This window comes from Stenotrophomonas sp. 82F1 (genome assembly GCF_056861525.1).
The window spans coordinates 73,398-94,776 of sequence record NZ_JBSPUD010000005.1; the positions used below are offsets into that span (position 1 = coordinate 73,398).

A 21,379-nucleotide genomic window follows, 5' to 3' on the forward strand; every position below is an offset into this window, starting at 1 on the left:
CCCACGGAGTCACAATGTCGATTGTCATCCGCGACGTGCGCGAGCACGAGCTCGATTCCGTCCTGGCTTTGAACAACAATGCTGGCCTGGCTATCCTTCCCCTGGATGCCGAGCGCCTGCGCCTGTTCTATGCAACCGCTGAATATTTCCGCGTCGCCGAGCGCGACGGCAACCTGGCCGGCTTCCTGATCGGCTTCGGCAGCGGCAGCCAGCACGACAGCAGCAATTTCGCCTGGTTCAAGCAGCATCTGGACACCCCCTTCTTCTATATCGACCGCATCGTGGTCGCCAGCCGCCGCCGCGGTGGTGGTGTCGGCCGTGCGTTCTACGCCGATGCGCAGAGCTTCGCCGAGCTGCGCTACCCGCAGATGACCTGCGAGGTGTTCCTGGACCACGGCGCTGATGCCGCCCTGCTCTTCCACGGCAGCTTCGGCTTCCGCGAGCTGGGCCAGAACACCATGCCGCAGGTGGACGTGCGCGCCAGCATGCTGGCCAAGGAACTGTGCAGCTTCCCGTGGGTGAACGAAACCTACGGCGGCAAGCTGCCTGATGTGGCGTGGGCACGCGACCGGCAGCTGCCGGCGCAGGCACAGCGGTCGACGGGGACTTGAGCGTGGCGGTGAATTTCGATTACGAACAGGCCGGTGAACTGAAGATCGGCCAGGTGGGCATCGCCAACCTGCGCATCCGCACCCTCGATGTTGAACGCCTCGTGCAGGAAATGCAGGAGCGGGTCAGCCGTGCGCCGAAGCTGTTCGGCCGGGCGGCGGTGATCCTCGACTTCGGCGGCCTCAGCCAGGTGCCCGACGTGGCGACGGCACAGGCGCTGGTGGATGGCCTGCGCAGTGCCGGCGTACTGCCGGTGGCACTGGCCTATGGCACCAGCGCGGTCGACCTGCTGTCGCAGCAGCTCGGCCTGCCGCTGCTGGCCAAGTTCCGCGCCCAGTACGAGCGCGCCGAGGCAGAGCCTGCCCCGCCGCCGGCACCCGCACCGGAACCGCGGCGTGCCGCGCGGGCCGAGGCGAAGGCCGCACCGGCAGCGGCTCCGGCCACGCCGATGGGCAAGGCGGCCGATGCCGCCGCGCCACAGCCGGGGCGCATGCAGCTGGGCAACGTGCGTTCGGGCCAGCAGCTGTATGCGGAAAACTGCGACCTGACCGTGATGGCCACCGTCGGCGCCGGCGCCGAGGTCATCGCCGATGGCAGCATCCATATCTACGGAACCCTGCGCGGCCGTGCGCTGGCAGGGGCCCAGGGCAACACCGCGGCACGCATTTTCTGCCGTGATTTCCATGCGGAACTGGTCGCCATTGCAGGCCATTACAAGGTGCTGGACGATGTCCCGGAAACCCTGCGCGGCAAGGCCGTGCAGGTGTGGCTGGAACAGGACCAGATCAAGATCGCTGCGCTGGACTGACGCAGCACCTCAAACAGAATCATCAGGAGAAGTCCTTTGGCTGAAATCATCGTAGTCACCTCCGGCAAAGGCGGCGTCGGCAAGACCACTTCCAGCGCCAGCCTTGCCTGCGGCCTGGCAAAGCGTGGCAAGAAGGTGGCGGTGATCGACTTCGACGTCGGCCTGCGCAACCTCGACCTGATCATGGGCTGCGAACGCCGCGTGGTGTACGACTTCGTCAATGTCGTGCACGGCGAAGCCACCCTCAAGCAGGCCCTGATCAAGGACAAGCGCTTCGACAACCTGTTCGTGCTGGCTGCCTCGCAGACCCGCGACAAGGATGCGCTGACCCAGGAAGGCGTGGGCAAGGTCCTGAAGGACCTGGCCGCCGACGGCTTCGACTACATCATCTGCGACTCCCCGGCCGGCATCGAGAAGGGCGCCTTCCTGGCGATGTACTTCGCCGACCGCGCGGTGGTGGTGGTGAACCCGGAAGTGTCCTCGGTACGCGACTCGGACCGCATCATCGGCCTGCTCGACTCGAAGACCCACAAGGCCGAATCCGGCCAGGACGTGCCGGCCTTCCTGCTGCTGACCCGCTACACCCCGGTGCGCGTGGAAAGCGGCGAGATGCTCAGCATCGCCGACGTCGAGGAGGTCCTTGGCCTGAAGGCGATCGGCGTGATCCCCGAATCGGGCGACGTGCTCAATGCCTCCAACAAGGGCGAGCCGGTCATCCTGGACGGCGAATCCGCTGCCGGCCAGGCCTATGACGACGCCGTCGCACGCATCCTCGGCGAAGAACGCCCGATGCGCTTCACCAACGTCGAGAAGAAGGGCTTCTTCAGCAAGCTGTTCGGAGGGTAAGCATGGGCCTGTTTGATTTCCTCAAAGCGAAGAAGACCACCGCCGAAACCGCCAAGAACCGCCTGCAGATCATCATCGCGCAGGAGCGCAGCCACCGTGGCGGTCCCGACTACCTGCCACTGCTGCAGCGCGAGCTGCTGGAAGTGATCAAGAAGTACGTCAACATCGACGTCGATGCAGTGAAGGTGGACCTGGTCAAGGATGGCCAGCACGACGTGCTGGACATCTCCGTGGCGCTGCCTGAAGGCCCGGACAAACCCTGACCCCCTGCCCCGCCCGTGCCTGCATGGGCGGGGCTGCCTGATCCGCATGACTGATACCACGCCCGAACCGAACGTTACCCGCGTCGGCGACATCGCCTTCGCCGATGCACAGCGCCTGCTCGCTGCACATGAGCTGCGCCTGCACCACGTTGCGGCCGGCGAGCCGATCCCGGGCAGTTACTGGGGCGAGCCCGAGGCCGGCATCATCGCCAGCGACGTGTACGTGCGCGATGACACGCCGGTGCATTCGATGCTGCATGAGGCCTGCCACCTGATCGTGCTGCCGCCGGAGCGGCGCGCGCAGGTGCATACCGATGCCACCGATTCGGTGCCGGAAGAAGACGCCACCTGCTACCTGCAGATCGTGCTGGCAGGGCACCTGCCCGGCGTCGGCAGCGAGCGGCTGATGGCCGACATGGATGCGTGGGGGTATACGTATCGGTTGGGGTCTACGAAAGCGTGGTTCGAGCAGGATGCGGAAGACGCAAAAGCGTGGTTGATCGAACGCGGTTTGCTGCAGGCGTAAGGCATCCACGCATGGCGTGGATCTACTGTAGGGCCGAGCCCACGCTCGGCTGCTCTTCGCCGTTGCCTGCACAAATGCACAAGCAGCCGAGCATGGGCTCGGCTCTACAGGATCAACCCTGCCCTGCCAGCGCGCGCAGGGTAATGCCGACCACATACGCCAGATAGGTGCCGGTGGCATACCCCATCGTGCCCAGCAGCACGCCCACCGGCGCCAGCGCCGGATGGAACGCGGCGGCCACCACCGGCGCCGAGGCCGGACCACCGATGTTCGACTGCGAACCGATGGCGAAGTAGAAGAACGGCACCTTCAGCAGCTTGCCCAGGCACCACAGCAGCACGATGTGCACGCTGATCCAGATGATGCCGAGCAGGAACAGCCACGGGCGATCCAGCAGCGCCAGCAGATCCATCTGCATGCCGATACAGGCGATCAGGAAATACAGCAGCAGCGAGCCCAGTCGCGAGGCGCCCGCGCCTTCCAGGGTGCGTGCACGGGTGAAGCTCATGCCCAGGCCGAGCGTGGTCGACAGCACCACCACCCACACGAATGGCGCATCCAGGCTGAACTGCGATGCCCAGCTGACATTGACCTTGAACCAGGCCGCCAGCGGCGCGCCGATGGCGTGGGCAAGACCAACGCCACCGAAGGCCACGGCCACGATCAGCATCAGGTCGGTGAGGCTGGGAATGCGCTCGTGCTCGGCCTGGAAGCGCGCGATGCGCTCCTTCAGTTCGTCGATGGCCGAGGTGTCGGCGCCACTGCGTGCATCGATCTTCGCCGCGCGCCCGGCCAGGAAGATCAGCGCCGCCATCCACACGTAGCCAACCCCCACATCGACCACCGCGAACTGGCCGAAGGTGGTCGCATTGACGTCGAACACTTCGCGCATGGCCAGCATGTTGGCACCACCGCCGATCCAGCTGCCGGCCAGTGCGGCCATGCCGGCCCAGGTATCGCCGGCGACGGTATCGGGATGGATAGCACGCATCACCAGGAACGCCACGACCGCACCCAGCATGATGCTGGCCGAGGCGCCCAGGTACATCAGCACCAGCTTCGGCCCCAGCCGCAGGATGCCCTTGATGTCGACCGCCAGGGTCAACAGGATCAGCGCCGCCGGCAGCAGGATGTCACGCGCGACCGGGTTGTACAGCTTGGTGTTCTGCCCGTCGATCAGGCCGAACGTGTTGTAGATGCCCGGCAGCAGGTAACACAGCAGCAGCGCCGGCACGAAGGTATAGAAGCGCTTCCACAGGCCCTGCTCGCGCGAAGCGGTCCAGAACACGGCGCCGAGGGTGGCGGCGATCAAACCGAAGACGACGATGTCGTTCTGGATCAGGGCGGTCGAGGGCATGCAGGCGCTCTTGTTCGGGGTCGGATCCCTTTCGCCATGCGAAAGGGCTCTGACCCCAGGGACGGTCGATGGCGGGGTCAGAGCCCTTCCGCCGTGCGGAAGGGATCCGACCCCTCGGCGCTACATCAGTTGCCGATGTGCTGCTTCAGCCAGGCGTTGACGGTGTCATGCCACAGGATGCTGTTGTTCGGCTTCAGCACCCAGTGGTTTTCGTCCGGGAAGTACAGGAACTTCGATTCGATACCCTGGCGCTGGGCAGCGGTGAACGCGGCCAGGCCCTGCTCGACCGGAATGCGGAAGTCCTGCTGGCCGTGGATCACCAGGATCGGCTTCTTCCAGTCAGCCACGTGGTTGACCGGATTGAACTTCTCATAGTTCGCCGCCTTCTGGTACGGGGTACCGCCCTGCTCCCACTCGGTGAACCACAGTTCTTCGGTGGCGTAACCCATCATGCGCTGGTCGAACACGCCATCATGGTTGACCAGGCACTTGAACGGGCTGTTCCAGTTGCCGGCGATCCAGTTGACCATGAAGCCGCCGTAGCTGGCGCCCAGCGCGCAGGCCTTGTCACCGTTGAGGAAGTCGTACTTCTTCAGCGCCGCACTCCAGCCCTTCTGCAGGTCTTCCAGCGGACGGTCGCCCCAGTGCTGGCTGATCGCATCGGTGAAGGCCTGGCCGTAACCGGTGGAGCCATGGAAGTCGATCATCACCACGGCGTAGCCCTGGCCCGCATAGGTCTGCGGGTTCCAGCGGTAGCTCCAGCCATTGCCGAAGCTGCCCTGCGGGCCGCCGTGGATCAGGAACGCGACCGGGTACGACTTGCCTTCCTGGTAGTTGTGCGGCTTGACCACATAGCCATGCACGGTGTCGTTGTTCCAGCCCTTGAACTCGAACTGCTCGTAGTCACCGAAGGACACGTCCTTCAGCACCTCGCCAGCGGCGGGGGTCAGCGCGCGCAGCGCGCCAATCGGCTCACCAGCAGCAGGCAGCAGGCCGACCAGCACCTGGTCGTTGCTCTTCAGGCTGTTGCGGGTGATGGCCACGCTGTTGCCGGCCACGTCCACAGCAGTGACGCTGCCGTCGCCGATCAGCTTGGTGGCCTTGCCGCTGGCCACGTCGATCTGGAACAGCGGATGTTCGCCGAGGTCGTCGGCCGTGGTGTAGATGCTGCCGCCGTCGGCGGACAGGGTGATGCCACCGGCCGAACGGTCCCACTGCGGAGCGATCTCGCGCGTCTTGCCGCTGGCCAGGTCCATCGCCATCAGGCCGAAACGATCGGCTTCGAAGCCCGGGCGCTTCATCGCGCGGTAGAACAGGGTCTTGCCGTCGGCGCTGAACACCGGGCCGGCATCCCAGGCCGGGTTGGACGCGGTCAGGTTGACCGGCGCCTGCTTGCCGGCGGCATCGAAGCGGTACAGGTCGAAGTTGGTCGACCACGACTCCTGCTTGCCGGCCACACGGATGCTGGCGACCACGCTGCTGCCATCCGGCGACCACGCGAAATCATCATTGCCACCGAACGGCTTGGACGGAGCATCGCCATCGATGGTCGCGCTCAGCGCCGAAGCGCCCTTGACCGCACCGGACTTGGCTGCCGGCAACGGGGCGACGAACAAGGTGTTTCGGCGGCCGTCGTTCCAGGTATCCCAGTGGCGCACGAACAGCGAATCGAAGACCTTGCCGCTGGCCTTGGCGCCTTCCATGTCCTTCAGCTTCTTTTCGGTGCAGGCCAGGTCCGAGGCGCAGGCCTGGAACACGCCGGCGCTGAACAGCACGCGGTCGTCCTGCGGCGACACGTGGTAGCTGTCCACGTCCACCGGGAAATCGGTCAGCTGGCGCGGGGCGCCGCCACTGATCGGCTGTGCGTACAGCTGCTGGCTGCCGTTCTTGGCGCTGAGGAAATACACGGTCTGGCCATCGGCCGACAGCGAGGCCGAGTTGACGTTCCAGCCGGCCGGGGTGATCTGCTTCGGCGGCGCCGCATCGCGGGTGCGCAGGTTGCGCGCGAACAGTGCGGTGCTGGCCTTGAGGTTGGCATCGGTGCTGCGCTTGGCGAACACCACGGTGCCGCCGTCAGCGGTCAGTACCGGCGCGGAGACGCGGTCCATGGCCACCATGTCGCGGATCTCCAGGCCACGGGCAGCGGCGACGCTGGGCAGGGCGGCCAGCAGGCTCAGTGGCAGCAGGGCATGACGCAGTTTCATCGGGGTCTCCGCAGGACGGCAAAAAACCGATGGTAGGCCTGTGCGGCCGGGCCTGCCAAGGCCATCGGTCATGGCCGGGGCCGAGCTGCCGCCAGAAAAAGCAAACCGCGCCGAAGCGCGGTTTGTCGGAGGTCGGGGTCGGATCCGATTCCATGGAATCGGCTCTGACCCCAGACGCTGCCAGCATGGGGTCAGAGCCCTTCCCAGCGGGAAGGGATCCGCCCCCGCGGGCGTCACGCCACGGCGCGCTTGCCGGTGCGGTAGATCAGCCAGCCGACCAGGAACAGCACGGCCAGGCCGATCCACTGCGCGGCCGGCAGGTGGAACGGCACGGCCAGCACGTCGGCGCGGCTGCTGACCACGATCGGCACGGCGATGGCGATACCCATCAGCGCCTCACCGGTGATCAGGCCGGCAGCGAACAGCACGCCCGGCTTGTGCACGCGGTCGCGGCCCTCTTCGTCATCGGCACGCACCTTGTGGAAGCGCTCGACGAGGTAGGAGATCAGGCCACCGAGGAAGATCGGCACCATCAGTTCCAGCGGCAGGTAGATGCCGATCGCCGCGGCCAGTACCGGCACGCGGAAGCGCGAGTTGCGCGACTTCAGCCAGCTGTCGAACGCGATGATGGCGGCACCGACCACGGCACCGATGCCGATGAAGGTCCACGGCAGCTCGCCGCCGAACAGGCCCTTGGCCACCGACGCCATCAGGTTCGCCTGCGGTGCGGCCAGCGCATTCGGATGCAGCTCCGACTTGACGCCGATGCCGTAGGCGGTGGCCAGCAGGTTCAGCACTGGGGCCATGATCAGCGCGCACGAGAACGCGCCGATGCCCAGCATCAGCTGCTGCTTCCACGGGGTGGCACCGACGATGTAGCCGGCCTTGAGGTCCTGCAGGTTGTCGCCACCTACGGCGGCGGCACAGCACACCACCGCGCCGATCATGATCGCGGCCACCGCGCCCAGCGGCGCACCGAAGGCACCGACCGGTTGCAGGCCATCCTTGCCCAGCAGCAGCACCAGCACTGCCGAAGCGAACAGGATGGTGGAGATGGTGATGCCCGAGACCGGGTTGTTGGACGAGCCGATCAGACCGGCCAGGTAGGCCGATACCGAAACGAACAGGAAGCCGGCGACGATCATGATGAGGGTCATCGGGATCGACACGTGCCACTGGCCGACGATGGCCTGGTACAGCGCCAGCAGCGGCAGGGTGAACACCACCAGGGCCACCAGCATCCACTTCATCGGCAGGTCGCGCTCGGTGTGCGCCAGTACCGGGCCACCGCTCTTGCGCGCGGCCGCAAAGCCGCTCTTGACGCCGTTGAGCAGCGACTTGCGCAGCGAGATCAGGGTCCAGATGCCACCGATCAGCATCGCGCCGACACCCAGGTAGCGCATCTTCGCGCCCCAGATGGCGAACGCCGCTTCGGTGGACGAGGCGGTGGCGATCGAGGCGGCCAGCGCCGGATCGGTGTTCATGAAGAACGCCTGGTAGATCGGAATGGCGATGTGCCAGGTCAGGATCGAGCCGGACACCACCACGATGCCGACGTTGAGGCCGACGATGTAGCCCACGCCCAGCAGCGCCGGCGACAGGTTGGTACCGATGAACGCGGTGATCTTGGAACTGCCGACATAGGCCGAGGTGGCCCAGGCATCGGGGATCAGGCGCATGCCGCTTTCCGCGGCCAGCTTCACGAAGGCACCGATCACCGCCGACAGGCCGAGGATCTTCAGGCCCGGGCCGGGGTTTTCACCGGCCTTGAGCACTTCGGCCGCCGCCTTGCCTTCCGGGAACGGAAGCGGGTCTTCGACGATCATCGAACGCCGCAGCGGCACCGAGAACAGCACGCCCAGCAGGCCACCGAGACCGGCGATGCCCAGCACCCACCAGTACTTGAAGTCCGGCCAGTAGCCCATGATCACCAGCGCGGGGATGGTGAAGATCACACCGGCGGCGATCGACGAACCGGCCGAGGCGCCGGTCTGCACGATGTTGTTCTCAAGGATGGAACCGCCACCCAGCAGGCGCAGCACGCCCATGGAGATGACCGCGGCGGGAATCGCGGTGGCGATGGTCAGGCCTGCGAACAGACCGAGGTAGGCGTTTGCGGCCGACAGCACCACCGCCAGCACGATGGCAAGGACCACCGCGCGGAAAGTGAGCTGCTTGGGCGCAGCGTCATGGTTCATGAAAGCCCCTGCTGGCAAAAAATCCCTTGCACGCTAGCGTTCAGGGGGCGGCAAGTCCAGCGTGCCAAAGGATGGGGGCCGAGCATGGAACAGGCACAGACCCGCAGCGGCACGGCCAGCGAGCCGATACGGCAAAGCCCGAGTGGGCATGCCACAAACGCTATGTTATAACTTTCCGTCGCCCCATACGCCCCCACCGCATGCCCTCCTCTGCCTCCCCCCGGCTGGCCTCCATCGACCAGCTGCGCGGCACCGTGATGCTGCTGATGCTGCTCGACCACGTCCGCGAGACGTTCTTCCTGCAGTACCAGGTGAGCGACCCGATGGACGCGGCGACCGTGTCCCCTGCCCTGTTCGCCTGCCGCCTGCTGGCGCACCTGTGCGCACCGGTGTTCGTGCTGCTGACCGGCCTGTCGGCGTGGCTGTATGGTCAACGCCAGGGCGACCCGCGCCGCGCCATCGCCGCCTTCCTGCTCAAGCGCGGCCTGTTCCTGGTGGTGCTGGAACTGACCCTGGTCAACTTCGCCTGGACCTTCCAGTTCCCGCCGGACACGGTGTACCTGCAGGTGATCTGGGCGATCGGCCTGAGCATGATCGCACTGGCTGGCCTGCTGTGGCTGCCACGGCCGCTGCTGGCGATGCTGGCGGTGGCGCTGGTGGTTGGCCACAACCTGCTGGATGGCGTACGCGTGCAGGGCGACGGCGCCCTGGCGGTGCTGTGGAAGGTGCTGCACCAGCGTGACTGGATCGAGGCGGGGCCGTTGAGCCTACGTACCTCCTACCCGGTGCTGCCGTGGATCGGGGTGATCGCGCTGGGCTACCTGATGGCGCCGTGGTTCGCTGCCAGCAGCGATCCGGAACAGCGCCGACAGCGATTGCTGTGGGCCGGGCTGGGCGCGCTGGCCGCCTTCGCCCTGCTGCGCTTCGCCAACGACTATGGCGACGCGCCCTGGCAGTACCAGCAGACCACGCTGCGCACGTGGATGAGCGTGTTCAACATCACCAAGTACCCGCCCTCGCTGCAGTTCCTGCTGCTGACCCTTGGCGCGGGCCTGCTGCTGTTGCGGCTGTACGAGTGGCCGCCGCTGGCGCGTGCGCTGCGGCCGCTGGCCGATATCGGTGCAGCGCCGATGTTCTTCTACCTGCTGCACCTGTACGTGCTGAAGCTGCTGTACCTGGCCGCGTTGAAGACCTGGGGCCCGACCCACGGCAGCCTGTATGCACTGGACTCGGTGGCCGGCCTGCTGCTGGTGGCCTGCGCGCTGGCGGTGGTGCTGTATCCACCAACGCGGGCGTTCGCGCGGTTCAAGGCACGGCGACGCGACCTGGCCTGGTTGCGGTATCTGTAGGCCATGTACCGGGGCGGCCATCCACGCATGGCGTGGATCTACTGAAAGCGGGCGCGGGCCTATAATTCCGCGATGAATTCCACTGCTATCGCTTCCGACGACTTCCTGGGTCACCCCAAGGGCGTCTACGTCTGCTTCTTCACCGAAATGTGGGAGCGCTTCTCCTTCTACGGCATGAAGGCGCTGCTGCTGCTGTATCTCACCAAATACCACCTGTTCGGCGACAAGGCCGGGTTGGACCTGCTCGGTGCCTACGGCGGCCTGGTGTACTGCATCCCGGTGTTCGGCGGCATGCTGGCCGACCGCTGGCTGGGCATGCGCCGGGCGGTGCTGTTCGGCGGCATCCTGCTGGTGCTCGGCCACCTGGGCATGGCCTTCGAAGGCCACGCGGCGTACCGGGTCAATGGTGAAGTGGTGCGCGACACCTCGGCGCTGGCCGTGACCTACCTGTCGCTGGCGCTGATCATCATGGGCGTCGGCTTCCTCAAGCCGAACATCTCCACCATCGTCGGCAAGCTCTACCCGCAGGACGATCCACGCCGCGATTCGGGCTTCTCGCTGTTCTATGCCGGCATCAACCTGGGCGCCCTATTCTCCTCGCTGGTGTGCGGGTTCCTCGGCGAGGTCTACGGCTGGAAGTACGGTTTCGGTGCGGCCGGCGTCGGCATGATCGCCGGCCTGGCGATGTTCCTGTGGGGCCAGAAGTACCTGCAGGGCCACGCCGAACCGCCGCAGCCGGCCACGTTGAAGCAGAAGGTGCTGGGCCTGCCGCGCGAATGGCTGATCTACCTGTGCGCGGTGATCGGCGTGCTGCCGGTGGCCTGGCTGATGTGGGCAGCCGGCAACGGTGCCTTCGCGCTTGGCGGTGAAATCAGCCTGGCGCTGATGCTGATGCTGGTGGTGCTGGGCGGCGTGCTGGTCTGGTTCGCGTGGTTCACCGGCACGAAGTGCACGCCGGTGCAGCGCCAGCAGATGATCGCGCTGATGGTGCTGATCTTCATGGCGCTGGTGTTCTTCACGATGTACGAGCAGTCGTACGGCTCGTGGGTGACCTTTACTGATCGCCTGCTGACCAAGGACATCGTGCCGGCGCTGGTGATCCGCGAAGGCTCGCCGCTGCCGTGGTCGATCGTGTCGCTGCTGCTGGCGCCGCTGGGCTTCGTGGTCAGCGCGCGCTTGTCCGAACGCCGTCCTGGTTCGACCGCGCCGCGTACGTTCTTCATCGGCATCGTTGCGCTGATGCTGGTGCTGCTGGTGCGTGACTGCCTGGTGATTCCGCAGACCGCCGGTTCGCTGACCTATCTGGGCGGCCTGTTCCTGGTGTTGCTGGCGCCAGCCTTCGCTGCGCTGTGGACGTGGATGGACCGCCGCGGCTGGGAACCGGGCAAGCCGGTGAAATCAGCCTGGGGCCTGGTGATCGGCGCGCTGTCGTTCGTGCCGCTGGCACTGGCCGCGCAGCACGTCGGTGCCACCGGCGAGATGGCCAGCGTGTGGTGGCTGGTACTGGCCTACTTCCTGCTGGCCAGCGGCGAGATGTGCCTGTCGCCGGTGGGCCTGTCGGCGGTGACCCAGCTGGCGGTACCGCGGGTAATGAGCCTGATGATGGGCACCTGGTTCCTGGCGACAGCCTTCTCGGAAACGCTGGCCGCGCTGTTCGGCAAGCTGGCGGCGATCGACGTGCCCGAAGGCGAAACACTGGACATGGCCGCGGCCGCCGGCGCCTATGCGCACCTGTTCTGGCTGCTGATGTGGATCGGCCTGGGCTGCGCGTTGCTGGCCTTCATCGCTGCGCCGCTGTTGAAGCGGATGATGCATGGGGTGAAGTAACACCCATCGGCAGGTCGCAGCGGCGGTAACCATGATGGTTGCCGCCGCGTCTGTTTCAGGGTGCCTTGGCCTTGCCGGAAGCCGTCGCGGCGGCTGCCGTGCCACCGCCCAGGCTGCGCGACAGGAAGGCAAGCAGTCGGGTGTAGTAGTCGCGCTGGTTGGCCTCGGCGTACAGACCATGCCCCTCGCGCGGGTAGTACACCGCTTCCACCGGCACGCCGGCCTGCTTCAACGCGGCCTCCATCCGCTCGGTGTGCTGCACGGGCGCGCGCAGGTCTTCGCGACCGGCGGCCAGCAGCACCGGCACCTTGATGCTTGCCGCCAGGTTGACCGGCGACACCGCATCCAGCGTGGCCGGCTCGCCCAGCCACTGCTGCAGGTAGGTCACGCCCGAAGCCCGATCCTGGATGTCGCCACGCTTGAACATCAACGGCAGGTCGTACACGCCGACATGGCCTGCCGCGCACCGGTACAGCCCGGGCTCGCGCACGACGCCCATCATCGCCGAGTAGGCACCGTAGCTGGCGCCGTAGATGCAGATGCGTCCGCCGTCAGCGATGCCCTGGCTGATCGCCCAACGGGTGGCGTCGGTCACATCGTCCTGCATCGCGCGGCCCCATTGCCGGGCAGCGGCCTGGGTGTGGGCGCGACCGTAGTTGCCCGAGCCACGGAAGTTGACCTGCAGCACCGCGTAGCCGGCCTCGGCCAGCAACTGGTTCTCGCGCTCGAAACCACCGTCATCGAACACGCCGATCGGACCACCGTGCGGGACCACCACCATCGGCAGGTTGTGCCCATGACTGCCCTTGGGCAGGGTCAGGAAGCCGTGCAGCGGCAGGCCATCGCGCGCAGCCAGGGTGACCGGGCGCACGCTGGCACCGCCCTCGCGATCGAACCAGCGATGGCGACTGGTGAGAAAAGCGGCGTTGCGGGTGGCGGTGGTGTACATGAAGTAATCACCGGGATTGGTCGCCGAGCTCACCTTCACCAACAGGCGAGCGTTGTCGCGGGTGCCGGAGAGCAGGCTCACCGCCTGCCCTGGGAACGCCTTTTCCAGCTTGCGCTGGATGCTGGCGGTCGGCGACTGCTCATCGAAGAAGGCCGCGCGCGTAACAGCGCCGACGAACTGGATGCCCACCGGCACGCGCGTGCCGGGCTGGTAGACCACGCGGGTAGGGTCAACGGTATCGTCCTGCAGCAGCGTACGCCGCTCTCCGCTGATCGGGTCCCAGCTGACCACCGCATCGGGGCCGCGGGCCTGCTCCACCACCAGGTAGGCCAGGCGGTTGTCGGCGGAGAAGCCGATCGGGCGCTCGATGCGGTGACTGTTGCCTTCGTCGTTGATCAGCGTCCAGCGATCGGGCCCTTCGCGGTAGTAGAGCTTGTTGACGTTGTCGGCAGCGGCGCCGTGGGCGAAGCGCAGCTCACCTTGACTATCGGTGGTGAACGTCGCGCGCTGCACCGGTGAACGCGAAACGGGAATGCGGCGCCCGGTGATGACGTCCATCCGCTCCAGCCGCGCATTGGTGTCATTGGCAAATGGCCACAGCGAGATCAACACGTTGCGTTCGTCGGCAGGCAACGGATCGGTCAGGAAGGCGGCAACCGGCTCGACCACGCGTCCGGTCACGAAGCCGGGCTCATCCGGGCGGGCGCGATAGCCGACCAGCAGATCACCACGCTTGCCATTGGCATCGATGGCATACAGTTCGCCCGTCGGCCGCGGTTGGTCCAGCGGACCCCATTTTTCGGCCAGACCGATCAGCAGGCGGGTATCACTCACCCAGTCGACCTCGGCGGCATGGTTGTTGCGGGGCGGTCGGAAATTGCCGACCAGCTCCATCGTGTCGGTACGCAGGACCGCTACGGCGGTCGCGCCCTCCAGCGGCAAGGTCATGGCCAGGTATTCGCCGGTGGGCGAGAGCTGGATGTCATTGAACTCCGCACGACGCACATAGCCGTCCAGCGAAACCTCCGCAGCATCCACCCCACCCGCGCCGCAGATGGCCATCACTGCAGCCAGTGCCTTTGCAAGCTTCATGACTTCCTCCTTGAAGCCGGGCATCCCCTGCCCGGCATCGGGTCCGCAGGACGCGGCTGCTCTGCCTCACGGCGCCTTGTCAGCACCCGCGGTTGTGCTGGTGCTGGCGGTGCTGCCGCCCAGGCTGCGCGACAGGAAGGCCAGCAGCCTGGTGTAGTACTCGCGCTGATGCTCTGGCCGGTAGAAGCCATGGCCTTCGGTGCGGTAATACAGGCTCTCCACCGGCGAGCCGGCCGCCTTCAGCGCGGCTTCCATGCGCTCGGTGTGCTTGATCGGCGCACGACGGTCTTCGCCTCCGGCGGCCAGGAATACAGGCACCTTCAGTTGCGCGGCCAGATTCACCGGCGAACGGGTGCCCAGCGTCTTCGGATCACCCACCCAATCGCGCTGCCAAAGCAAGGCCGAATCGCTCAACTGCGCCTCCCCAGTGAACATCAGCGGCAGGTCATACACGCCGACATAGCCGGCCGCGCACTGGTACAGCCCCGGCTCCCGTACCGGCCCCATCATCGCCGCGTACGCACCGTAACTGGCGCCATAGATGCAGATGCGCTTGCTGTCGGCGATGCCCTCGGCGATGGCCCAGCGCGTGGCGTCGGTCACATCGTCCTGCATCGCCGCGCCCCACTGCTTCGCACCCGCCTGGGCGAAGGCGCGGCCATAATTGGACGAACCACGGAAGTTGACCTGCAGCACCGCATACCCTGCGGCGGCCAGCATCTGTGGCTCGCTGCTGTAGCTGCCTTCATCGAACACGCCGAAGGGGCCGCCGTGCGGCAACACGACCATTGGCAGATTGCGGCCATCACTGCCCTGCGGCAATGTCAGGAATCCATGCAGCGACACGCCGTCGCGGGCCTTCAATGCAAACGGGCGAACCGTGGCGGCCAGTTTCGGGTCGATCCATTCACTGCGGCTGAGCAGATGCTCGGCCGCCTTCGCGCGGGTATCGAACAGGTAGAAATCCCCGGGGTTGCTGCCCGACCACGTCTGCACCACCACCTTGCCGCCATCGCGGGTACTGGAGGTGATGAGCACCGGGCCGCCGAACGCCGCCTCAAGGCTGCGGTACTGACGGGCATCGGCTCCCTTCTCATCGAAGAACCGGGTGCGCGGTGCATCGCCGACATACAGCGCGCCCACCGGCACGCGGGTGCCCGGGCGGAAGATGATCGCGTAAGGATCGACCACGCCATCGCGCAGCACCTCGCGCCGTTCGCCGGTCTGCGGGTTCCAGCTGACGATGGCATCGGGCCCGGTGGGCTGCTCGACCTGCAGATAGGCCAGTGCACCATCTTCGGAGAAGCCGATGGCCCCTTCCACCCGGTGGCTCAGCGATTCGTCATTGACCAGTGACCACTGCGCATTGGTCCCAGCGCGGTAGTAGAGCTTGTTGACGTTGTCCGAGGTAGCGCCGTGAGCAAAGCGCACTTCGCCCTGATGATCGGTGGTGAAGCTGGCGCGCTGCACCGGCGAGCCGGAAACGCGCACGCGGCGCCCGCTGACCACATCCAGCCGCTCCACGCGGGTATAGGGATCATCGGCAAAGGGCCACACCGCGATCAGTACATTGCGGTCATCGCCGGGCAGCTCGTCGGTGAGGAAAGCCGCGACGTCCTCCACCTTCTTCGGCTGGATGCGCGTGCCCAGCCCACGGCCCTGCACGCGGTAGCCGACCAGCAGTTCGCCGCCCTTGCCATCGACATTGACGCCGTAGAGTTCACCGGTCGGTTGCGGGGTATCCAGCGCGCCAAGCTTCTCGGCCAGGCCGACCAGCAGGCGGTCATTGCTCACCCATTCGAAGGTGTTTGCGTGGTTCTTGTCCTGTGGCCGGAATACACCCGCGGGTTTGCGGTCGGACGTGCGCAGGATGATCAGCGCGGTGGAATCGTCCAGCGGTACGGTGCCGGCGACGTATTCGCCGCCCGGCGAGAGTTTGACGTCCGAGAACGACTCCGGCTTCAGGTACTTCTCCAGGTCCACCCCGCCGGTACCCGCCGACGTCCCGCCCACCACCGCGCACAGCAGCGCGGCAAATACAGTCCTGCGCATCCTTCCCCCTCCCTGCCGGACACCCTGTCCAGATTTGCCGATTCTAGGCAGGCCGACGATGGCGGCGCCAGTGAAGAGCGCGCCATCGCCAGACTCAGGGCGCCTTCTGCGCATCACCGCTGGCCTGCGTCTGTGCGGTGGCTCCTCCCAGGCTGCGCGACAGGAACGCCAGCAGGTGACCGTAGTACTCGCTGCGATGCGCCTGGGTGTAGAAGCCGTGGCCCTCGGTGCGGAAATACAGGGTTTCCACCGGCGTGCCGGCCCGTTCCAGCGCGGCCTGCAGGCGCTTGCTGTGCTGGATGGGCGCACGCGCATCCTCACCACCAGCGGCCAGGAATACCGGCACCCTGATGCGATCTGCCAACGCAACCGGCGACACCTCATCCAGCGAGGCCGGATCGCCCAGCCACTGCTGCAGATAGGCGACACCGGAACGGCTGTCGCCCACATCGCCCCGGGTGTACATCAACGGCAGGTCGTAAACGCCCACGTAGCCTGCCGCGCACTGGTACAGCCCCGGCTCGCGCACCGGTCCCATCATCGCCGCGTAGGCGCCGTAGCTGGCACCGTAGATGCAGATGCGTTTGCTGTCGGCGATGCCCTCGGCGATGGCCCAGCGCGTTGCATCGGTCACGTCATCCTGCATGGCGCGGCCCCATTGCCGCATGGCCGCACGCATGTGGGCACGGCCGAAGTTGCCGGATCCGCGGAAATTCACCTGCAGCACGGCATAGCCGGCCGCTGCCAGCAACTGCGTCTCGTGCGCGAAACGTCCGTCATCGTACTCGCCGATGGGACCGCCATGCGGCAGCACTACCATCGGCAGGTCGCGGCCGGTACTGCCGTGCGGCACGGTCAGGAACCCATGCAGGTCCAGTCCGTCGCGTGCCTTCACTCTTATGGACCGCACCGATGCGGTCGCAGCCGGGTCGATCCATTCGCTGCGCGCCAGCAGGAAGCGCGCCTGTCTGCGGTCGACGTCATAAAGGTAGAACTCGCCCGGATTGGCGCCGGACCAGGTTTCCAGAAGCAGCTTTCGTCCATCACGGGTGCTGGAGGTGATGAACACCGCCCGCCGGGGAAATGCCGCCTCCAGGCTGCGGTACAGCCGCGCTTCGGCCGATGCTTCATCGAAGAAGCGGGTGCGCGGGGTATCGCCCAGGAACAGCGCGCCGACCGGCACCCTGCTGCCGGGGCGGCGGATCACCCGTGCCGGATCGACCACATCGTCACGCAGGACAACCCTGCGTTCCTGCGTGGCCGGGTTCCAGCTGACGATGGCATCGGGTCCCGTGGCCTGCTCGCTCTGCAGGTAGGCCAGCTGGCCATCGGCGGAAAAGCCGAGTGCCGCCTCGATGCGGCCACTGGCCGTTTCATCATTCACCAGCGCCCATTCGCCGCCGTTGCGGTGGTAGAGACGGCTGCCGTTGTCGCTGCCGGTGCCACGCACGAAGCGCACGTCACCCTTGGGATCGATCGTGTAGGAAGACGCCGGTACCGGCGCGCGGGCCAGGATGCGCTGCTTGCCCGTAGCGAGGTCGAGCCGGGCCGCATAGCCATTGGCGTCCAGGCGCGACGCGCCCATTGCAATGACCACCTGGCCATCGTCGCCCGGCAGGGTGTCGCTGAGGAATGCTGCCGCCTCGCTGTGGTACCTGGGCCGCAGGCGCAGTCCCAGGTTGCGGTAGCCGACCAGCACGTCCGTACGCCCGGTACGCGCGTCGAGCGCCAGCAGCTCGCCGGTGGCCCAGGGTGCATCACGGGTGCCGAACTTCTGGGCCAGGCCGAACATCACCTGATCGTCGTTGACCCAGTGCATATCGAAGACATGGGAATTGCGTGGCGGCCGCAGGCTACCCACCGGCGTGTTGTCGTCCGTACGCAGGATGATCAACGCGGTGAAGCCATCACCGGGCACGGTCGCGGCCAGGTAGTCGCCGCTGGGCGACAGGATCACATCCTCGAACTTGTCCGCCCGCACGTAGGTGTCCAGATCAACCGCAGCGGCGGTCCCCCACGCCATCCCTGCCACGACCATCCCTGCCACGATGATGGCGGCCAATCCATACCTGCGCATCCTTCCCCCCCTTACGCCTGGACGCCTTGTCCCGGCTGGCCGATTCTAGGCAGGCCAGCGGCCACGCCGCCAGTACGCGCAAAAAACAACGGCACCGTTGCCGGTGCCGTTGTTACCACTACCTTGGAGAGAGAGTCAGGACGTGGATTCGGGGGGCGTGTGCCGGGTCAATGGACCCCGCGCACCGCCAGAGTGAGGGCCAGGATGCTGAGGATCACCGCGATGGTGCCGTCCAGCACGCGCCAGGTGCTGGGCTTGGTGAACAGCGGCGCCAGCAGGCGCGCGCCGAGGCCCTGCGCGGTCAGCCACAGGCAGCTCGCCGTAACCACGCCGGCAGCGAAGGCCATGCGCGCATTGCCGAAGTTCTCGGCAATGGAGCCGATGACCATCATGTCCAGCCAGAAGTGCGGGTTGATCAGCGAGAAGCCGACCGCCGCCATCAGCACCGCACGGCGGCTGCCGTCATCGCTGTCGGCTTCGCCCATGCCGCCGCCGCCGGCGATCGCACGGCGTGCGGACTTCATCGCATACCAGGCCAGGAAGGCCACGCCGGTCCAGAGGACGGCGGTGGTCAGCCACGGCAGCGCCGTGGTGAGCGTGCGCAGGCCGGCCACGCTGGCGAAGATGAAGATCGCATCGATGGCCGCACAGGTGGCCACCACCGGCACGATGTGCTTGCGCAGGATGCCCTGGCGCAGGATGAAGGCGCTCTGGGCGCCGACCACGGCAAACAGGCCGATGCCGGTAGCCGCACCACTGAACCAGGCACCGAGGCCGGTGCTGGCGGAGATGACCGAGAACATGGGATTCACTACCTTGTCTTGCTTGGGGGAGCGGTGCCTCGCGAAGGCGGACAGCACCGGAACGGGCGCCATTGTCGCGCCGCAACATAGAAAAGACGAGCTAAACTTACTAAACCAACATTAGCGGAGCTTAATTGCCATGCGCATCGACCATGCACAGCTGCGGGCCCTGGCTGCGGTGATCCGCGAAGGCAGCTTCGACCGTGCTGCGCAGTCGCTCAACGTCACCCCCTCGGCCATCTCGCAGCGGGTCAAGGCACTGGAAGACCGCATCGGCCGCCTGCTGGTCAAACGTGGCACGCCTGCGACCGCCACCGCCGAAGGCCAGCTGCTGGTGCAGCTGGCCGAGCAGACCGCCCTGCTGGAGCACGATGCCCTGCACCGCATGGGCCTGGCCGACGAGGACCTGCCGCAGGCCAGCATCCCCGTGGCGGTGAACCACGACAGCCTGGAGACCTGGTTCCCGCAGGCCGCGCAGCAGTTCGCGCAGGGCACCGGCACCACCCTGGACCTGCGGGTGGAAGACCAGGACCACACGGTCGAGCTGCTGCGCCAGGGCACCGTGCTGGGGGCAGTGACCACCCTGGACGAGCCGGTGCAGGGCTGCCAGATCCACGCGCTGGGCAGCATCCGCTACGCCGCCACCTGTACGCCGGCGTTCCGCGAGCAGCACTTCGCCAAGGGCGTGACCGCACAGGCGCTGGCGCAGGCACCGGTGCTGGTGTTCAACCGCAAGGACGACATGCAGTCACGCTTTGCCCGGCGCATGGCCGGCGCCGACCTGCCCAGCACCGCGCCGACCTGGTGGATTCCCTCCACCCGTGCCTTCGTGCAGGCCAATCTGGGCGGGCTCGGCTGGACGATGAATCCCCTGCCGCTGGTCAAGCGCCATCTGGATGCCGGGCGCCTGGTGTATGTGCGGCAGCGCGCGTGGGAAGACGTGCCGCTGTACTGGCAGCACTGGAAGGGCGACGTGCAGACGATGGCCCTGCTGACCCGGGCGGTGCTGGACGCCGCCTCGGCGCTGGTGCAGCGCAGGCGCTGAGCGGACGCGCATGGGTGGATGCCGACTTTGGTCGACTTCGAACCTTCTGCTCACGAATACGGGAACAGGGCGATCCCGACATTCAATTGCGTCATTGCCAGCCGACAGTTGCAGAGGTCCCGCGTAGGCTTGAGGGTTCATTGATTGCGAGCCAAACCGAATGGAGCTTCCTGACGACATCTACGAGCAGGTCACTGGACTCTCCGAGCAGGGAAACACCTGCATGGATGCCGATGATCACGCTGGCGCAATGCGCTGCTGGCTGCAGGCTTTGGACAAGTTGCCTGCCCCTGCCAACGATTGGGAAGCCTACACGTGGCTCTGCGCCTCGCTTGGCGACGCGAGTTTTATGTCAGGACATTTTCCCGAAGCCCTACAGTACTTCGTGGATGCGCTGAATGGTCCGGACGGTCATGCGAACGCCTTCATCCTGTATCGGGTTGGCCAATGTCATGAACTTCAAGGACAACGGGATCAGGCGCTGGAGTACCTGCTCAGGGCTTATGCATTGGATGGCGAGGACATATTCGACGCTGACGATGAAGGCGGGAAGTACCTTGCCTTGCTGCGTCAGCACGGCCTCACTTCGCCTTGATACCACCAAGGCAGCCAAGCTTTGGGAATGCAGCCCTTGGTAGTCAGGACTCGTTGAGTCTCAGCCATGGAGAGGTCGGGCTGGAAACGACTTGATCCCTACGTCCCCTTTTTGTGCAAGCATCGGCGCAACCGACGAGGGGGCTGGCTGATGGAAACCGAACCGGTATTCCTGCATATCCGCGTGGTGATGGGGATCATCCTCGGCCTGTCCATCACCACCCTGCTGAAGGGGTTGGCGCAGATCATCGAGCACCCGCAGCGGCGTGGCTGTTCGGCGCTGCACCTGTGCTGGGTGATGTGGACGCTGGTGTCGCTGGTCACCTTCTGGTGGTGGGAATTCCGCCTCGTTGAAGTGCATCGCTGGACATTTGAAACCTATCTGTTCGTGATCACCTACAGCGCGACCTGGTTCCTGCTGTGCGCGCTGCTGTTTCCCGACGACCTGCGCGACTACGGCAGTTACGGCCACTACCTGATGCAGCGGCGGCGCTGGATCTTCGGGGTGATCGCGATATTGACGCTACTGGACCTTGTGGACACCGCGATCAAGGGAGGAAGCCGATGGCGGCTGCTGGGGGATGCCTACCCGTTGCACACGGCGCTGATGCTCATCGTTGCGGCGCTGGGATGGCATCTGCGCAGCGCGCGTATGCAACTGGTGCTGGCCGCAGCGACACTGGCCTATCAACTGGCCTACTTCGCGGCGGAATACTTCACCATCGGCAGTGATTGAAGACCGCCGCCGTCTCCATCCAATCTCCATCCGGGTCGTCCACA

The 21,379-nt window shown here is 66.2% G+C and carries 17 protein-coding genes; 10 read left to right on the top strand and 7 right to left on the bottom strand.

Translation table 11 applies throughout. The features are described 5' to 3' along the window. The first annotated feature begins 14 nt into the window (after window positions 1-14). From AC13GI_RS07995 to AC13GI_RS08015, 5 genes are read left to right on the top strand one after another with little or no spacing between them, the layout of a single operon-like run. On the top strand, window positions 15-611 hold the full coding sequence (locus AC13GI_RS07995) for a GNAT family N-acetyltransferase (protein WP_482995171.1): 597 nt from the start codon (window positions 15-17) through the stop codon (window positions 609-611). Between the two features lie 2 nt (window positions 612-613). Then, complete coding sequence (gene minC / locus AC13GI_RS08000; protein WP_099819369.1) at window positions 614-1,417, top strand: septum site-determining protein MinC; 804 nt, start codon at window positions 614-616, stop codon at window positions 1,415-1,417. Between the two features lie 36 nt (window positions 1,418-1,453). Continuing rightward, on the top strand, window positions 1,454-2,263 hold the full coding sequence (gene minD, locus AC13GI_RS08005; RefSeq protein WP_099819368.1) for a septum site-determining protein MinD: 810 nt from the start codon (window positions 1,454-1,456) through the stop codon (window positions 2,261-2,263). A gap of 2 nt (window positions 2,264-2,265) precedes the next feature. Further along, on the top strand, window positions 2,266-2,526 hold the full coding sequence (gene minE / locus AC13GI_RS08010) for a cell division topological specificity factor MinE (protein WP_005408532.1): 261 nt from the start codon (window positions 2,266-2,268) through the stop codon (window positions 2,524-2,526). A gap of 46 nt (window positions 2,527-2,572) precedes the next feature. Beyond that, complete coding sequence (locus tag AC13GI_RS08015) at window positions 2,573-3,052, top strand: hypothetical protein (protein WP_100463868.1); 480 nt, start codon at window positions 2,573-2,575, stop codon at window positions 3,050-3,052. Between the two features lie 112 nt (window positions 3,053-3,164). Here AC13GI_RS08015 and AC13GI_RS08020 read toward each other — a convergent pair whose 3' ends face one another. The 3 genes from AC13GI_RS08020 to AC13GI_RS08030 form a co-directional block, all read right to left on the bottom strand. Continuing rightward, window positions 3,165-4,409: a DUF819 family protein gene (locus AC13GI_RS08020; protein WP_482995170.1), complete on the bottom strand. Its 1,245-nt coding sequence runs from the start codon at window positions 4,407-4,409 to the stop codon at window positions 3,165-3,167. 125 nt (window positions 4,410-4,534) lie between these two features. Further along, window positions 4,535-6,613: an alpha/beta hydrolase family protein gene (locus AC13GI_RS08025; protein WP_099819365.1), complete on the bottom strand. Its 2,079-nt coding sequence runs from the start codon at window positions 6,611-6,613 to the stop codon at window positions 4,535-4,537. Window positions 6,614-6,846: 233 nt separating this feature from the next. Continuing rightward, window positions 6,847-8,811, bottom strand: a complete 1,965-nt coding sequence (locus AC13GI_RS08030; protein WP_089239520.1) for an OPT family oligopeptide transporter — start codon at window positions 8,809-8,811, stop codon at window positions 6,847-6,849. Window positions 8,812-9,011: 200 nt separating this feature from the next. Here AC13GI_RS08030 and AC13GI_RS08035 point away from each other — a divergent pair, with 200 nt between their 5' ends. Both AC13GI_RS08035 and AC13GI_RS08040 read left to right on the top strand, forming a co-directional pair. Next, entirely contained in the window at window positions 9,012-10,160 is a 1,149-nt protein-coding gene (locus AC13GI_RS08035) for an acetyltransferase domain-containing protein (protein WP_482995169.1), read from the top strand. Between the two features lie 72 nt (window positions 10,161-10,232). Then, window positions 10,233-11,987, top strand: coding sequence for a peptide MFS transporter (locus AC13GI_RS08040; RefSeq protein ID WP_482995168.1), 1,755 nt, complete (start codon window positions 10,233-10,235; stop codon window positions 11,985-11,987). Between the two features lie 55 nt (window positions 11,988-12,042). Here AC13GI_RS08040 and AC13GI_RS08045 read toward each other — a convergent pair whose 3' ends face one another. The 4 genes from AC13GI_RS08045 to AC13GI_RS08060 all read right to left on the bottom strand — a co-directional run bounded on the left by AC13GI_RS08045 (window position 12,043) and on the right by AC13GI_RS08060 (window position 18,960). Further along, complete coding sequence (locus AC13GI_RS08045; RefSeq protein WP_482995167.1) at window positions 12,043-14,028, bottom strand: alpha/beta hydrolase family protein; 1,986 nt, start codon at window positions 14,026-14,028, stop codon at window positions 12,043-12,045. A gap of 66 nt (window positions 14,029-14,094) precedes the next feature. Further along, complete coding sequence (locus AC13GI_RS08050; RefSeq protein ID WP_482995166.1) at window positions 14,095-16,080, bottom strand: alpha/beta hydrolase family protein; 1,986 nt, start codon at window positions 16,078-16,080, stop codon at window positions 14,095-14,097. Between the two features lie 94 nt (window positions 16,081-16,174). Next, window positions 16,175-18,157 carry an alpha/beta hydrolase family protein gene (locus tag AC13GI_RS08055; RefSeq protein WP_482995165.1) on the bottom strand — a complete coding sequence of 661 codons (1,983 nt, stop codon included), beginning with the start codon at window positions 18,155-18,157 and terminating at the stop codon, window positions 16,175-16,177. 167 nt (window positions 18,158-18,324) lie between these two features. Continuing rightward, window positions 18,325-18,960 carry a LysE/ArgO family amino acid transporter gene (locus AC13GI_RS08060; RefSeq protein ID WP_025873889.1) on the bottom strand — a complete coding sequence of 212 codons (636 nt, stop codon included), beginning with the start codon at window positions 18,958-18,960 and terminating at the stop codon, window positions 18,325-18,327. 139 nt (window positions 18,961-19,099) lie between these two features. Between AC13GI_RS08060 and AC13GI_RS08065 the strand changes: the two genes are divergently transcribed. The 3 genes from AC13GI_RS08065 to AC13GI_RS08075 all read left to right on the top strand — a co-directional run bounded on the left by AC13GI_RS08065 (window position 19,100) and on the right by AC13GI_RS08075 (window position 21,335). Then, a complete protein-coding gene (locus tag AC13GI_RS08065; protein WP_049464713.1) occupies window positions 19,100-20,005 on the top strand; it encodes a LysR family transcriptional regulator ArgP in 906 nt (301 codons plus the stop codon). A gap of 160 nt (window positions 20,006-20,165) precedes the next feature. Beyond that, a complete protein-coding gene (locus AC13GI_RS08070) occupies window positions 20,166-20,600 on the top strand; it encodes a tetratricopeptide repeat protein (RefSeq protein WP_482995164.1) in 435 nt (144 codons plus the stop codon). A 150-nt stretch (window positions 20,601-20,750) separates the two neighbouring features. Next, window positions 20,751-21,335: a hypothetical protein gene (locus AC13GI_RS08075; RefSeq protein ID WP_099819359.1), complete on the top strand. Its 585-nt coding sequence runs from the start codon at window positions 20,751-20,753 to the stop codon at window positions 21,333-21,335. Window positions 21,336-21,379: the final 44 nt, after the last annotated feature.